Origin of the sequence: Paraburkholderia agricolaris, from assembly GCF_009455635.1 — a bacterium.
GTDB lineage: Bacteria > Pseudomonadota > Gammaproteobacteria > Burkholderiales > Burkholderiaceae > Paraburkholderia > Paraburkholderia agricolaris.
The window spans coordinates 2,059,459-2,074,184 of record NZ_QPER01000002.1 but is presented as its reverse complement, the minus strand read 5'-3'; the positions used below and the strand labels follow the sequence as shown (position 1 = coordinate 2,074,184).

At 63.3% G+C, this 14,726-nt stretch carries 13 protein-coding genes; 9 read left to right on the top strand and 4 right to left on the bottom strand.

The annotated features are described in order from the left end of the window. Window positions 1–12 precede the first annotated feature (12 nt). Both GH665_RS30615 and GH665_RS30610 read left to right on the top strand, forming a co-directional pair. Window positions 13–1,107 (top strand): triacylglycerol lipase, encoded by a 1,095-nt coding sequence (locus GH665_RS30615; RefSeq protein ID WP_153140911.1) that lies wholly within the window; start codon window positions 13–15, stop codon window positions 1,105–1,107. A gap of 4 nt (window positions 1,108–1,111) precedes the next feature. Beyond that, a complete protein-coding gene (locus GH665_RS30610; protein WP_153140910.1) occupies window positions 1,112–2,191 on the top strand; it encodes a lipase secretion chaperone in 1,080 nt (359 codons plus the stop codon). Window positions 2,192–2,219: 28 nt separating this feature from the next. Here the strand turns inward: GH665_RS30610 and GH665_RS30605 are convergent, their stop codons facing one another. From GH665_RS30605 to GH665_RS30595, 3 genes are all read right to left on the bottom strand, one after another. Continuing rightward, window positions 2,220–3,047 carry an anti-sigma factor family protein gene (locus GH665_RS30605; protein ID WP_153140909.1) on the bottom strand — a complete coding sequence of 276 codons (828 nt, stop codon included), beginning with the start codon at window positions 3,045–3,047 and terminating at the stop codon, window positions 2,220–2,222. Beyond that, window positions 3,044–3,562, bottom strand: a complete 519-nt coding sequence (locus tag GH665_RS30600; RefSeq protein ID WP_028197214.1) for a sigma-70 family RNA polymerase sigma factor — start codon at window positions 3,560–3,562, stop codon at window positions 3,044–3,046. The genes GH665_RS30605 and GH665_RS30600 overlap by 4 nt, the downstream gene beginning before the upstream one ends. Window positions 3,563–3,720: 158 nt before the next feature. Then, window positions 3,721–4,446, bottom strand: a complete 726-nt coding sequence (locus GH665_RS30595; protein WP_153140908.1) for an anti-sigma factor family protein — start codon at window positions 4,444–4,446, stop codon at window positions 3,721–3,723. Window positions 4,447–4,613: 167 nt separating this feature from the next. Here GH665_RS30595 and GH665_RS30590 point away from each other — a divergent pair, with 167 nt between their 5' ends. The 3 genes from GH665_RS30590 to GH665_RS30580 all read left to right on the top strand — a co-directional run bounded on the left by GH665_RS30590 (window position 4,614) and on the right by GH665_RS30580 (window position 6,618). Further along, window positions 4,614–4,883 carry a DUF4148 domain-containing protein gene (locus GH665_RS30590; protein WP_153140907.1) on the top strand — a complete coding sequence of 90 codons (270 nt, stop codon included), beginning with the start codon at window positions 4,614–4,616 and terminating at the stop codon, window positions 4,881–4,883. 107 nt (window positions 4,884–4,990) lie between these two features. Next, the gene (locus tag GH665_RS30585) at window positions 4,991–6,082 is read left to right on the top strand and encodes a catalase family peroxidase (protein ID WP_153140906.1); all 1,092 of its coding nucleotides are present in this window, start codon (window positions 4,991–4,993) and stop codon (window positions 6,080–6,082) included. After that, window positions 6,079–6,618: a cytochrome b gene (locus tag GH665_RS30580; protein ID WP_153140905.1), complete on the top strand. Its 540-nt coding sequence runs from the start codon at window positions 6,079–6,081 to the stop codon at window positions 6,616–6,618. Before GH665_RS30585 ends, GH665_RS30580 begins: the two co-directional genes overlap by 4 nt. On the opposite strand, the gene GH665_RS30575 is transcribed toward GH665_RS30580, so the two are convergent. Then, a complete protein-coding gene (locus GH665_RS30575; RefSeq protein WP_153140904.1) occupies window positions 6,615–9,119 on the bottom strand; it encodes a GcvT family protein in 2,505 nt (834 codons plus the stop codon). The two genes, GH665_RS30580 and GH665_RS30575, sit on opposite strands and share 4 nt — an antisense overlap. Window positions 9,120–9,285: 166 nt before the next feature. On the opposite strand from GH665_RS30575, the gene GH665_RS30570 reads away from it, so the two are divergent. The 4 genes from GH665_RS30570 to GH665_RS30555 all read left to right on the top strand — a co-directional run bounded on the left by GH665_RS30570 (window position 9,286) and on the right by GH665_RS30555 (window position 14,543). Further along, window positions 9,286–9,582, top strand: a complete 297-nt coding sequence (locus GH665_RS30570; protein WP_030100731.1) for a type II toxin-antitoxin system MqsR family toxin — start codon at window positions 9,286–9,288, stop codon at window positions 9,580–9,582. 2 nt (window positions 9,583–9,584) lie between these two features. Beyond that, window positions 9,585–9,986, top strand: coding sequence for a type II toxin-antitoxin system MqsA family antitoxin (locus tag GH665_RS30565; protein ID WP_153140903.1), 402 nt, complete (start codon window positions 9,585–9,587; stop codon window positions 9,984–9,986). Window positions 9,987–10,091: 105 nt separating this feature from the next. Then, complete coding sequence (locus GH665_RS30560) at window positions 10,092–10,871, top strand: DeoR/GlpR family DNA-binding transcription regulator (RefSeq protein WP_153140902.1); 780 nt, start codon at window positions 10,092–10,094, stop codon at window positions 10,869–10,871. A 189-nt stretch (window positions 10,872–11,060) separates the two neighbouring features. Continuing rightward, window positions 11,061–14,543: a DEAD/DEAH box helicase gene (locus GH665_RS30555; protein ID WP_153140901.1), complete on the top strand. Its 3,483-nt coding sequence runs from the start codon at window positions 11,061–11,063 to the stop codon at window positions 14,541–14,543. Window positions 14,544–14,726: the final 183 nt, after the last annotated feature.

Genomic DNA, 14,726 nt, shown 5'->3' with positions numbered 1-14,726 from the left:
GGAGGCCGTCATATGTCGAAATCGAAGGGTTCTCGCATCGTCGCCTGGGCGATCGCTGCTGCTGTTGCCAATGCGCCGCTCGCCGTGCTTCTGACACTCGCCACGCCGACCGGAATCGATCGCGCGGTTGCCGCGACATCGAACACCGCCGGCGACGACTACGCGGCAACCCGCTATCCGATCATCCTTGTGCATGGCCTTACCGGCACCGACAAGTATCTCGGCGTGCTCGACTACTGGTACGGCATTCAGTCGGATCTCCAGCAGCACGGTGCAACCGTGTATGTGGCAAATCTTTCTGGTTTTCAAAGCGATGACGGTCCGAACGGCCGTGGCGAACAGTTGCTCGCTTACGTGAAGCAGGTTCTGGCGGCAACCGGTGCGCAGAAGGTAAACCTGATCGGTCACAGCCAGGGCGGCTTGACGTCGCGCTATGTCGCGGCGGTCGCGCCGGAACTCGTCGCGTCGGTGACCACCATCGGCACGCCGCATCGCGGCTCGGAGTTCGCCGACTTCGTGCAGGACGCGTTGAAAAAAGACCCGACCGGTCTTTCGACGCCGATCATCGGTGCCTTTGCGAATATCTTCGGCATCCTGACGAGTAGCAATCACAACACCAACCAGAACGCGGTAGCCGCGCTGCAAACGCTGACCACAGCGAACGCCGCCGCCTACAACCTGCGCTATCCGAGCGCGGGTCTCGGCGCACCGGGTTCGTGTCAAACCGGCGCGGCGACTGAAACCGTCAACGGCAACACGCATCTGTTGTATTCGTGGGCGGGCAGCGCGATTCAACCCACGTCGATACTGGGCATTCCAGGTGCTACCGACACCAGTGTCGCTCCGCTCGATGCCGCCGACGTCCTCGATCCGTCGACGCTCGTTTTATACGGCACCGGCGCTATCATGCTGAGCCGCCAGTCGGGACAGAACGACGGCCTCGTCTCGGTGTGCAGCGCGCTCTACGGCAAGGTGCTCAGTACCAGCTACAAGTGGAACCACCTCGACGAAATCAACCAGTTGCTCGGCGTGCGCGGCGCGAATGCAGCGGATCCGGTTGCGGTGATCCGTACGCAGGCTAACCGGTTGAAGACGCAAGGCGTGTGAGCGGATGCGGCGATTGGGGCGATTGGGGCGGCAATGGGGCAGTGCGCGGAGCCAGTGGCTGGCTTTCATCGCGGTGGGCGTGCTGTCGGCGGGCGCCGCGTTATGGCTGAGCCGTACGCCGCTCACGCATGAAGCGTCGGCACAAAAAACTGGGCGTGCCGCGAGTTCTGCGCAACAGGCGCCTGCTGTGAGTAAAACCCCGACCGCCGACGCATCGATGGCCGGGGCATTGCCCGCTTCGCTCGACGGGTCATCGCCGCCGCGCTTGCCAACCGATGGCCATGGCCACCTCGCGCGTACGCGTGCGGTACGCGATTTCTTCGATTACTTCCTGACGACGCAAAATGAAATTTCAGCGGCGACGCTCGACGCAGTGGTGCGTCGTCAGATCGCGGCACAACTCGACGGCACGTCGGCCGCTGACGAAGCGCTGACCGTCTGGCAGCGCTACAACGCGTATCTCAAGGCGCTCGCGCAATTACCGGACAGTTCCCCGACCCAGAGCCAAAGCCAGAACCCGGGCGGCGCAAAGCCGAACTTCGACGCGCTGCAACTCTCGCTCGATCAGCGCGACGCGTTGGGCGCGCGATTGATGGGAGACTGGAACGAGCCGTTCTTCGGCACTGAATCGCAGCGGCAACACACCGATCTGGCACGCCTGCGCATCGCTTCGGATAACTCGCTCAGCGACGCGCAGAAAGCGGCCCGCCTCGCCGCGCTGGACGCCGCACTCCCGCCGGAAGTACGCGCGGCCCACGAGCGTGCACGCCAGCAGCAGGCCGCGCTCGACGCGATCGCTCAGGCGCAGAAGCAAGGCGGTTCGCTCGATGCAACGCGTGCGCAGATCACACAAACACTTGGGCCTGAAGCAGCGGAGCGCGTCGTGCAGATGCAGCAAGCCGACGACGCCTGGCAAGCCCGCTACGCGGACTACGCAAGCCAGCGCGCGCAGATCGACAAACAGGATTTGCCGCCTCAGCAACACGACGCGCAGGTCGCCCAACTGCGTCAGCAGTTCTTCAGCAATCCGGGCGACGCCATGCGCGCGGCGTCGCTCGATCGCGGCAGCGGTTCAGCCAACTGAGCCCGCTATTGCAGTTCGGCGCGGCCTCTCAACCCGGCGCCACGCCCGTCAACTGCGAATACACGTCGTGCGAGAGTTGCAACAGCACCTTGCGATCGATCCCGCCCGACACGGCATAACCAAAGTCGCCATCGACCCAGTAGAACACGTTCACCGGCCCGTCCTGATACAGCTTGAACGCCGTGGTGTTCGAACTCACCTGACGATGCGAAATGCACAGCGTCACGCGTTCGCCGTTTGGCCCGCGATACATGAATTGGGCAGTCGGCCCGTCGGCGCCCGGCAACAGGCGGCCGCCCGACAGGTTGAAACCGCTCTTCGACAGCATCGGCGGATGCACGTTGGTGCCGAGCCGGTTGGACAGCCATTGCACGAAATCCTGTTCGTGATCCGCGGTCATGTCGGCCGGACGGTCGATAGCGGGCATATAAACCACATGCGCCAGCGCGGCTTGCCGTGCAAACATTTCCGAACTGTCCGCACTGACGGGGCGCGTGTCCGCTTGACCTGCAATCGGCGCGACGACGTCCCGCCCCATGTGCGTGCCCATGCCGATGCCCACACCCATCACCAGCGCCGCTGCCATGCCGGCAACCTGCGGCCAGTTGGCAGCAATCTGCCAGCGGCGCTTGCCGGCCGCCGGCGTTTGCAGACGTTTGGGCACGGGCTCGCTCAGCACGCGGTCATAGCGTTCATGGAACATGTTGTTCAGCGAGAAATAGTCGCTGACGCGGGCGGCCAGCTCGGGGTTCTGTTCGAGCGCGCGCTCCACCTCGACGCGCCGTTCGTCGGACAGGGTTCCGTCCACGTAGGCGTGCAGGTCTTCTTCGCCGATCGGCGTATGTTGGTCGCTCATCGCACCACCTGTAATTTTGCACCGGGCTGCGTGCCCGCCATCAACGCCCGAAGCCGCTCGCGTCCGCGCGAAAGACGCGACATCACCGTGCCGAGCGGAATGTTCAGTGCGAGGGCCACGTCGGCATAGCTCATTTCCTCAAGACCGACCAGCAACACGACTTCGCGCTGCTCGATGGGCAGGCGCTGCAACGCATAATCAAGGTCACGCATTTCCAGCGAACGGGTTTGATCGGACGGCACCGCAAATTCGCTTTCGTGGACGCTGGCATCGTCGACCGCCACGTGGACGGCGCGTGCCGAGGCCTTACGCGCCTGATTGGCGAACACGTTATGCATGATCGTAAACAGCCATGCGCGCAGGTCGGTGCCGGGCTGGAACATGCCGGTGCGGCCGAGCGCGCGTTCAAGCGTGTCTTGCACCAGATCGTCGGCGAGATCGCGATTGTTGATCAGCGCTCGCGCATAGCGCCGCAAGCGCGGCACATGCTCCATCAACTCGTCACGGACATCCATTTTTCATCCCGATCGTGGGGCTTCTCGTGAGGCGCCGGGTGGGCGGCGGTCGATTGAACCGCCACGCGTATTCAAAGTGCGAACACGCGTGGGCGCATTTTATTCCGATGTTTTTTGCAGCGTGGCGAGAAAAGTCAGCGCACGGCTTAGCGCGTGGTTTAGCGCATGGTCATCACGTCGGCGGCACGCATCAGGCGACGAGTACGAGCGTCGCCCGCGACGACAAAGTGCTGGCGCTGCGCCGTCCACGTCAGCAACCGGATCTCGCCGATACGACGGGCGATCCACTGCGGCTGCGCCTGTGCAAACAGTGCCAGGGTGGACATCACCACGACGGGCTGGTTGTCTTCGTTCAGATAGACGAATTCATTGGCGCGTTGGAACGGGCCGAGCGATAGGGCCCTTTGATCCACGAGCCGCAGGCCTATCGCGGCGAGTCTGGGTGCGGACCCGTCGGTTCGCGTCGGCGACGCGGCGGAATACGGCGCGGCGGCGATTTCCGCCAACGCCATCACGGCGGCATTGTTGAGCGCCTGGCCGGACACCTGGGTGGCGGCAAGCCAGCCGCTCGTGGCCGTCAGCGCCAGAACGAGCGCCGCGAGCGTATTGAATACCTTGCCCGGACGCTGCGCGGCCTTTAGCCGGCCGGGCGCGCCGCGCGCTCCTTCTGCGCGGTTCGAAACGGGTTCGCCGGTTGTCTGGAAGGCTTGCTGCATCTGTGCGTTCAATCTGCCGTAGAACGCCACCCGGCGTGCCTCCGCCGGATCCTTGCCCAGATAGTCCCGCAGAAACGCCGTGCGTTCCGGCGTTAGCGTGCCATCGGCGTAGGCCTGAATGTCGGCTTCGGAAAGCGGCGAGTCGGAGGGGGCGTCGGTTGAGGTCATGGTGTCGGCGTGCGTCGGATTTCAGCTAGCAAACGGCAAACACGCGCTGAGGCGGGTTTATTCCACGTTTGAAGTTTGTTTTTTTCGAAGCGTCAAAGCAGGAATAAAAACCGCCGGCCCGTGGTTTTCCCTCATGCGAACCCGCACAAAACTCTCTGGAGTTCATCATGAAGAAGATCGCTTTTGCCGCATTGTCCGTTGTGATTCTTGCCGCTTCATCGAGCGTTTTTGCCGAAGGCAAGACACGTGCTCAGGTGTACCAGGAATTGATCGAAGCCCAACAGAACGGCCTTGACTACGTCACCGATGCATCGTACCCGGATGTGAGTCCCGTCTTCGCCCAGCAGGTCGAGCACAACAAGCAGGCACTTGCCGCAAAGGCGGCCGCCGCGAGCCACGTCGCGGGCGGCAGCGCGGCGACGGGTAACGTCAATTGAAGGGATCGATATCCGGCGCGAACGGACGCGCCGGATATCGAATGGAATAGATCGCTGAATTCGGTGTTCACCGATGAGTGCATCTTTCCGGGCGTCAAGGAGTCGTTGTGACAAAACCATCCGTTCCCAATTCTGAACCCTTATGCGTGCCATGCCGGCTCGCCGCGATCGGCACGGTCGTCGCTGTCCTTGCCGGTGGCTTCGCTTATACCGCGGGCTGGCTGACGCCCGCACGGCTCACAGCGCCGCGTTTCATCAATACCTTCGAGGCGGTGGCCGGGCAGCCCCATCCGGGCTACCGCCGCAACCATGCAAAAGGCCTGTGCGTGGCAGGCTATTTCGACAGTAACGGCAACGGCACGGCGCTATCGCGCGCCGCCGTGTTCGCCGCCGGCCGCACGCCGGTCACGGGCCGCTTTGCGGTGCCGGGCGGTAACCCGTCGGCGCCCGACACCAGCTCTCCGGTGCGCAGTATGGCCTTGCTGTTTGAATTGCAGAACGGTGAGCAATGGCGTACGGGAATGAATTCCACACCCGTATTCGCGGTTCATACGCCCGAGCAGTTTTATCAGCAACTGGTCGCGGCGAAACCTGATGCCGCGACCGGCAAACCGAATCCAGCCACCCTGAAAGCGTTTTACGACGCGAATCCGGAAACCAGGCCCTTTCAGGCGTGGGTGAAAGCGCATCCGCCGTCATCGAGTCTGGCGAACGCCGCGTACTACAGCATCAACGCATTCTGGTTTGCCGACAGTGCCGGCGACAAGCGTGCCGTGCGTTGGGCCATGGTGCCCGAAACACCGTATGAGCCGATTACCGATGCACAAAAGGCTGGGAAGAATTTTCTCGCGGCCGACCTCGATCAACGCCTGCAAAACGGACCGCTGCGCTGGCATCTGATCCTGACAGTCGCGCAGCCGGGCGACCCCATCGACGACGCGACGATGCAATGGCCCGACGATCGTCAGCATATCGATGCCGGCACGCTGGTGATCGATCGTTCGACGTCGCAGGAAAACGGTACGTGCCGCGACGTCAATTTCGATCCAACCATCTTGCCGACGGGTATTCGTCCCTCGAACGATCCGCTGCTCGCGGCACGCTCGGCGGCTTACGCGTTGTCCTATAAGCGACGCACGCTCGAAGAAACGCTGCATCCCGCGATCCATCAAACACAGAAAAACGGAGGCCAGTCATGAAGCAGACGCACGCACATTTCAGTCCGCTCGCGCGCGTTCTGCACTGGACGATGGCGCCGCTGATTGTCGCGATGCTGTTTATCGGGGTGGGGATGGTCGCGACGGTGTCGCATGCGCATAACACGTTGATCGCAATTCACAAGCCGCTTGGCATTGCGTTGCTGCTGCTGGTGGTGCTGCGCGCGAGCGTGCGTATGAGGCGCGGCACGCCACCGCTGCCGCAGGATATGCCGGCGCCGCAGCGCATCGCCGCCAGGCTGTCGCATCTCGTCCTCTATGCGCTGATGGCGGCGATGCCATTGATCGGCTGGGCGATGTTGTCCGCAGCGGGCTATCCGGTCACGCTATATGGCCCGCTGCATTTGCCGCCGATCGCGCCGCACAACGTCGAACTGTTCGCGGTACTGCGCGCGTTGCACACGTGGCTCGCATTCGCGCTGTTTGCCACCGTGCTGCTGCATCTCGCGGCAGCGCTGTTGCATGGGTTGATCCGCCGCGACGGGGTGTTCTCGAGTATGGCGCGCGGCGGGCGTTAGCCCTTCACCCGTTCCGAGCGCGGATCATAAGGCGCCTTCAGATGCACGGTGGCCGGCAGCAGATCGCCGGCGACGTCGATCATGTATTGACCGCCGTTCAGATACGCCGCATCGGCGACGCCGTCCGGATTGTTGATGTAGCCCATCGCAACAGGACAGCCGAGCGTGTGCCCGAACGCCGCCGAACTGACGAAGCCGACGGGCTTGCCGTCACGCAGAATCGCTTCGCCGCCCCACAGCATGCGATCGGCGGCGCCATCGGCGGTGAGCACCACCATACGGCGGCGCAGCGGTTCGGCGCGTAATTTCAGCAAAGCATCGCGGCCACGGAACGGAATGTCCTTGTTCAGCTTGCAGGCAAACGAAAGACCGGCTTCGAACGGATTGGTGTCCGGCGTCAACTCGCGGCTCCACGCGCGATAGCCTTTCTCGATACGCAGCGAATCGATGGCGTAATAGCCTGCGTTGACGAGACCGAACGCGTTGCCCGCGGCGTGCAGTGTTTCGTAGACGCCCACCGCGAATTCCACGGGCACGTACAACTCCCAGCCCAGTTCGCCGACGTAGGTGAGACGCGTGGCGCGCACCGTCGCGTAGCCGAGATCGATCTCGCGGCTCTGGCCGAACGCAAACGCCTCGTTGCTCCAGTCCGCCTTCGATACGCTTTGCAGCAGTTCGCGCGAGCGCGGGCCCATCACGGCCAGCACCGCGTACTGGCCGGTGACGTCGACCAGCGTGCAGTGTTTGTCGTGGGGGATCGACTTCTCGATGTAGTCGAAATCGCGCGTAGTCTGCGCCGAGCCGGAGACGATCAGATACTGGTCGTCGGCAAGGCGGCTCAGCGTGAAGTCGGACTCGTACGTGCCACGCTCGTTGAGCATGCCGGTATAGACGGTGGTGCCGGGCGGTACGGCAACGTCGTTGGTGAGGATGCCTTGCAGCACGCTTTCCGCGTCGCGTCCCTTGACCAGAAATTTGGAGAACGACGTCATGTCGAACAGCACGACGCCTTCACGGCACGCGCGATGTTCGGCGCCGCTCCACGGCAGCCAGTTCTGCTGGCCGAACGCGTAATCGATCTGAGCTTCCGCGGGTGTCGGCGCGAAGAAGTTGGCACGTTCCCAGCCCATCTTGCTGCCGAAACAGGCGCCATTGTCACGCAGCAGCGAATACAGGGGCGAGCGGCGAAATGGCCGCGCGCTGTCGAGTTCACGATTTGGCCACGGCATTGCGTAGTGCAGGCCAAGCGTTTCCTTCACGCGATCGTGCAGCCACGTGTCGTTGCCGTTAAAACGCGCAAAGCGGCGGATGTCGACCGGCCACAGGTCCATCGTAGGTTCGCCTGCGACGATCCATTCGGCGAGCGCCATGCCCGCGCCGCCCGCCGACGCAATTCCCATCGAATTGAAACCCGCGCCGACAAAAAAGCGCCGCAATTCGGGTGCTTCGCCAAGCATGAAGTTGTTGTCCGGCGTGAACGACTCCGGGCCGTTGTAGAACTGTTTAACCTGCGCTGTCTGGAGCGCGGGCACGCGTTGCAGCGCATTTTCCATCAGGATTTCGAACTGATCCCAATCATCGGGCAGCAACTGGAATTCGAAATTCTCCGGGATGCCGTTCATGCCCCACGGCTTCGCATTCGGCTCGAAACCGCCCATCACGAGGCCGCCCACTTCTTCCTTGAAGTAGATGAAGCCGTCCGGGTCACGCATCACCGGCAGGTCCGGATGCACGCCGGCAATGCGCTCGGTGACGATGTAGTAGTGCTCGGCCGAATGTAGCGGCACGGTCACGCCGCACAGGCGGCCAACCGCCTTGGCCCACTGGCCCGCGCAATTCACGACGATATCCGCGCTGAGCGTGCCTTCTTCACCATCCTTGTTACGCCACGCGAGGCCGCTGACTTCGCGTGCACCGGTTGTGCCATTGGCCTTGTCTTCGAGCGCGGTGCGCGTATGGATCGCCGTGACGCGGGTGTTCTCGACGATGCGTGCGCCGCGTGTGCGCGCACCGCGGGCGAGGGCCTGGGTCAAATCGGTGGGGTTCGCTTTACCGTCGCCTGGCAGCCAGACGGCGCCGAGCAGGTCGTCGGTGCGCATCACCGGCCATAGAGCGCCGGCTTCCTGTGGGCTGATCACGTCGCACGCCACGCCGTAGGCGCGCGCGACGGCGGCAGTGCGCTTGAGTTGCGTCATCCGCTCGGCCGTGCGGGCCACCGAGAGCGAACCGCATTGCTTCCAGCCGGTGGCGAGACCGGTGTCGGTTTCGAGTTCGGCGTAGAGCGCAGTCGAGTAGCGGATCAGTTTGGTCATGCTTTCCTGCGCGCGCAGTTGGCCGACGAGGCCGGCCGCGTGCCAGGTCGTACCGCACGACAGTTGACCCTGTTCCAGCAGCACCACATCGGTCCAACCCAGCTTGGTGAGGTGATAGGCGACCGAACAGCCAATAATGCCGCCCCCGACAATGACGACGCGAGCGTGGGTGGGGATGGGTGTGGACATATGTGGAAATTGGTTGAATTAACGCGCGTAGATTGCAACAAATCTTGGCAAAAAGCAACGATCAATTTGGCTTACAAGGGATCAAAGGATGCGGGTGATGCGTCGGTAATAGACAGCAAAACTACCCTTTAATAACCAAGTAGGTTAATATCGATTGGAGGCGAGATTGGAAAAAAGTACGCCTCATTGCAAGTTGGCCGAGGTTCAAAGCCTCGCGCGTGCGGGGAACATCAGAATCACGAAATCGGCCGTGATTGGAGCTGCAGCACTTGGCCTCGGGCCTGCGGCAATCATCGAGACATTGCTGTCGCTTGAGCGCGGGAATTTTCGAAAAAGCATGACCACGTACGCGGACCATCGGGTCTGGCAGGACGTCTACTGTGCCGTCACGGAAGCAGGCATGGTCTATTTGAAATTGACGGTGATCGACGACGTTCTTGTCGTGTCATTCAAGGAGTGGTGAGCATGAAATGCCCGACCTGCGGCGCGGCCGAACTGGTGCGCGATACGCGCAATATGCGCTATGTCTACAAGGGCGAGACGGCTGTATTCGAAGCAGTCACGGGCGACTATTGTCCGGCGTGCGACGAGGCGGTGCTCGACATGGACGAAGCCACGCGCACCGGGCAAATGATGCTGGCTTTCAACAAAGAAGTGAATGCCTCGCAAGTGGATCCTGCATTCATTGCCGCTGTGCGCAAGAAGCTCGATCTGGACCAGCGTGAGGCAGCGGAGATTTTTGGCGGGGGGGTGAACGCCTTTTCGCGTTACGAAAATGGCAAGACCCGGCCGCCGCTCGCTCTGATCAAACTGTTGAAAGTGCTGGACCGGCATCCGGAGTTGCTGGAAGAAGTCAGGGCGAGTTGAGCGTTGCCATCCGGATTGTGGGTTTGTATGGAAATGCGTTGGGTTTTCTTGGCGAATAATGAGGGTGTTTGCTAGACTGGGCGCTGCCATCCCGATCCGTACCCTATGTTCTCCACCCAACGCCAAGCCGAAATACTGCGACTCGTCCGCGAGCAGCGCACCTGCACGATTACCGATCTCGCCGGCCGTTTCGAGGTTTCCGATGAAACCATCCGCCGCAATATCAAGCCGCTGATCGCCGACGGCCTGCTCATCAAGGTTCATGGCGGCATCATGGTGCCCGAGCGTCTCGACGAGCCGCCGTTCCAGCGGCGCATGGTGGCAAGCCGCGAAGGCAAGCACGCGATTGGCGCGCGCATTGCTGAACTGGTGCGGGACGGTGACTCGCTGATCCTTGAGGGCGGCACCACCTGTCTGCATATCGCTCAGGCGCTCACTGCGCGTTCTCGCCTCACGGTGGTGACCAATTCAATCGAAGTGGCTCGCGTGCTGGCGCCGCGCAACGGCAACCGTGTGTTCATCGCGGGAGGCGAACTGCGTCCCGACGACTCCGCCTCCTTCGGCGACAGCGTGCTGGCGTTCCTGCGCCAGTTCCACGTGCGCTACGCGATCGTCTCGGTCACGGCGATCGACATGCAGGGCCGTTTCATGGACGCGCTGCCAGGCGACGTCGCGTTTTCGCTCGCGGCCTTTGCGCAGGCCGAGCAGCGCGTGGTCGCGGCGGATCACGCGAAATTCGGCCATAGCGCGCTAGTGCACGCATTCGGCGCAGACACGGTCGATCTGCTGGTGACCGACGAGGCACCGGCGCCCGCACTCGCTCAGGTGTTCGCGGCGGCGGGCCTGGAGGTCCGTATCGGGGCGTCAATCGATCCCTCGTGCTAGGCGAAGCCAGGCCATCGGCCCTTCGCGCCGCGTTCAAAGCCGTCTCCACAGCCCATTGCCGTCAACGCGTAAAATGGCCGGTTATCACGGGCAATCGTGCCGGGCCGCGATCGCGCCGGCAGGCGCCGTACACCGTCTGCCGCGTCCGCGCATGGTTGCCCCCGCCGGCTTGAATAGGGATGGGTCCTGATGTCGTCAGTTTTCTTTGATCGGGAAAGGATTACGGAATGGCTGGGTGACCAGACTGTCGCGAAGGCGCGTTCGGTCGGCGCCGTCACGAACGTGAAATGGAACGGCGCCACGCTCAGCGGCTACGTGCAAGGCACCCGTGTGTTGCCCTATCACACGCGGGTGCGGTTTCGCACCGATGGCAGCAAACCATGGGCGCAGAGCGACTGCAGTTGTCCGGTCGGGCGCAACTGCAAGCATGTCGCCGCGCTGCTGCTCGCCGAGCTCGAGTATCACGACGAGATGGACCACATCACCAATGTCGAGATCGACGCTGGCGTCGACATCGATGCACACCCGTCCACCAGCTACCCGCGCTCGCCGCAGTCGTGGTCTGGGCCCGCAGCGCAGTCGCCATCCGGCGTGCGCCCCGAACTGGTCAGCTGGCTGGAGCGTTTTCGCGCGCGCGCCGAGGCCGCCGATGCGGTCGCCCAGAAGTCGGGCGGCACGCGTACCCAAACCCTGGCTTATCTGCTGAACTGGTCCAAATTCCACATGCGCCATGAGGTCGTGTTGTACCGGGCACGCTGCACGCCCGACGGCACGATCGTCGAAGTCGACGAGCCTTGGGGCAACGTGGAAGCGGCCCTGCTCAAGCAGCCCCGATTCGTCTCCGACGAAGACCTGTCGATCCTGCGTGGCCTGTGGCTCGGCCGTTCGCGCGAGGACTTCGGCCAGTTCGTTCTGCGCGGCACGAGCGGCGCGGAGATGCTGCAAAAACTGATCCTCACGGGCCGCCTGTTCTTCGAGCTCAAGCCGGCGCCGGGACAGGACGGGCCGACGCCGCTGTCGCGCGGTGCCGACCGGCCCGGCCGGATCGAATGGGAGCCACTCGCGGACGAACGCCTGCGGCCCGTGCTGTGCACCGAGCCGCGCGCCAGCATGGTGCTCCCCACCGAGCCGGTCTGGTACGTGGACGGCGTCGCCAATGAAGCGGGCATCGTCGAGTCGTCGCTGCCGTTCCAGCAGTTGCCCGATTACCTCGCGATGCCGCCGATCTCGCTCGCCGAAGCACCGCTTGTCGCCTCGGTGCTGCGCGAGATCGCGCCCGACCTGCCGCTGCCGCCCACGCACGAAGCGTCCGCGATCCGCGTGATCGATGTCGACCCCGTGCCGGTGCTCACGCTCAATAGTCACGCGCTGCCGTCAAGCGGCAAGGCGGGGCAGCGCAAGTCCGAGGCTGTTGAGCTGGCCGGTGTCAGCTTCGATTACGACGGCGTGAGTATCAATGTCGACAGCAGCGTCACGCTGGTGCCGATGCCGGGTGGCGACGTCATCCATATCCGCCGGCGCTATGACGCCGAAAAGAAGCGCTTGCTCGAACTGCGCAAGACCGGGCTGCAGAAAGTCCCGACCAGCCGGGTCTACGCATCGCGGCTTTTGCCCGATACGATGCTCGGCCTGCCCGACGCCGACTCCTGGTCGGCCTTCGTCAACGACGCCGTGCCGGAGCTCGTGAGCCAGGGCTGGCGGGTGACGATGGCGCCGGAGTTCCGCTACAACATCATCGAGATCGACGCGATCGACGGCACCGCGCAGCAGGCGGGCGACGGCTGGTTCGATCTGGAGATGGGCATCCGCATCGGCGAGCGGAATGTGCGGCTCGAGCCACTGCTCGCCGATCTGTTCCGCCGCGACCGGCGCTGGCTGGGCGGCGCGCTCGAAGCCATCGCCGACGACGAGCCGATCGAGCTGAAGACGGAAGAAAACAAGCGTCTGCGTCTGCGCGCCGACCGCCTGAAGCCGGTGGTGCGCGTGCTGGTGGACCTGTTCGACGCGCTCGGCGGCACGCTGGCCGAAGGCGCGCCGCTGCGCGTGCCCTCGGTCGACGCCGGCCGGCTCGAAGCACTGAATAGCACGGGCCGCTGGCAGTTCCAGGGCGACGACTCGATTCGCCAACTGGCGCAGCGTCTGCAGGCCGGCCCGGGCTTGCACGAGGTGCCGGTGCCGCGTGGCCTGAAGGCGGAGCTGCGCGCGTATCAGCAGCAGGGACTGAACTGGATGCAGTTTCTGCGCGAACACGATCTGGCCGGCGTGCTCGCCGACGACATGGGTCTCGGCAAGACCGTGCAGACGCTCGCGCACATCCTCGCGGAGAAAGAAGCCGGGCGGCTCAAGCGGCCTGCGCTGATCGTCGTGCCCACCACGCTCGTGCACAACTGGCGCGAGGAAGCGCGCCGCTTCGCACCCGATTTGAAAGTGCTGGTGCTGAACGGCCCGCAGCGCAAGGAGCGCTTCGAGCAGATCGGCGAGCACGAACTGATTCTCACGACCTACGCGCTACTGTGGCGCGATCAGAAGGTACTCGCCGAGCATGACTATCACCTGCTGATTCTCGACGAGGCGCAGTATGTGAAGAATGCAACGACCAAAGCCGCGCAGGCGATCCGCGGCTTGCGCGCCCGGCATCGGTTGTGTTTGACGGGAACGCCGCTGGAGAATCACCTCGGCGAACTGTGGTCGCAGTTCGATTTTCTGCTGCCGGGCTTTCTCGGCAGTCAGAAAGATTTCACTAAACGCTGGCGCAATCCCATCGAGAAAAATGGCGACGGCGTGCGCCGCGCGCTGCTGGCGCGCCGCATCCGGCCGTTCATGCTGCGCCGTCGTAAGGACGAGGTCGCCAAGGAGCTGCCGGCCAAGACCACCATCATCTGTTCGGTCGATCTGGAGGGCGCGCAGCGCGACCTCTACGAAACCGTGCGTACGGCGATGCAGGAGCGGGTGCGGGCGGCAGTCAGCGCGCAGGGTCTCGCGCGCAGCCACATCATCGTGCTCGATGCGTTGCTGAAGCTGCGCCAGGTTTGCTGCGATCCGCGTCTCGTGCGGAAAGTCCAGCTTGAGGGAAAAGAGGGCGAACCGGACGAGAAGCGCGGCAAGCCGGAAAAAACCGAAAAGGCGACGCGCGTGACGCGCTCGGCCAAGCTCGATTTGCTGCTGTCGATGCTGCCCGAATTGATCGAGGAAGGCCGGCGCGTGCTGCTGTTCTCGCAGTTCACCGGCATGTTGGCGCTGATTGCCGAAGCGCTGGAGGAGGCCGCGATTCCCTATGTGATCCTGACCGGCGACACGGCGGACCGCGTCACACCGGTCGAGCGTTTCCAGCAAGGCGAAGTGCCGCTGTTCCTGATCAGCCTGAAGGCGGGTGGCGTGGGCCTGAATCTGACTGCTGCCGACACGGTGATTCACTACGATCCGTGGTGGAACCCCGCTGCCGAGAATCAGGCAACCGACCGTGCGCATCGGCTGGGGCAGGACAAGCCGGTGTTCGTCTACAAGCTGATCGCCGCGGGCAGCATCGAAGAAAAAATCGTGGAATTGCAGGAACAGAAGGCGGGACTTGCCGACAGCATTCTTTCTGAAGACGCCGCCGGCGCCGCCAAGTTCTCGGACGACGATCTCGATGCGCTATTCGCGCCGATGCCGGAGATTGAAGGCGGGCGGTGAGGTTTTAGAGCCGGCGCATCCACTCCAAAGTGCCGGATTCCTCGCCAATCAGGCAAAAGCCGGGTTTCAATCAATCGATCTAACAATCTTTAAACGATTTATTTTGAGACTGTTCCTATACTGACTCGCAAATTGTCAAATCGCTGGGGGCGGGGCCACCTACGACGAAGAGCAGACGGGGCC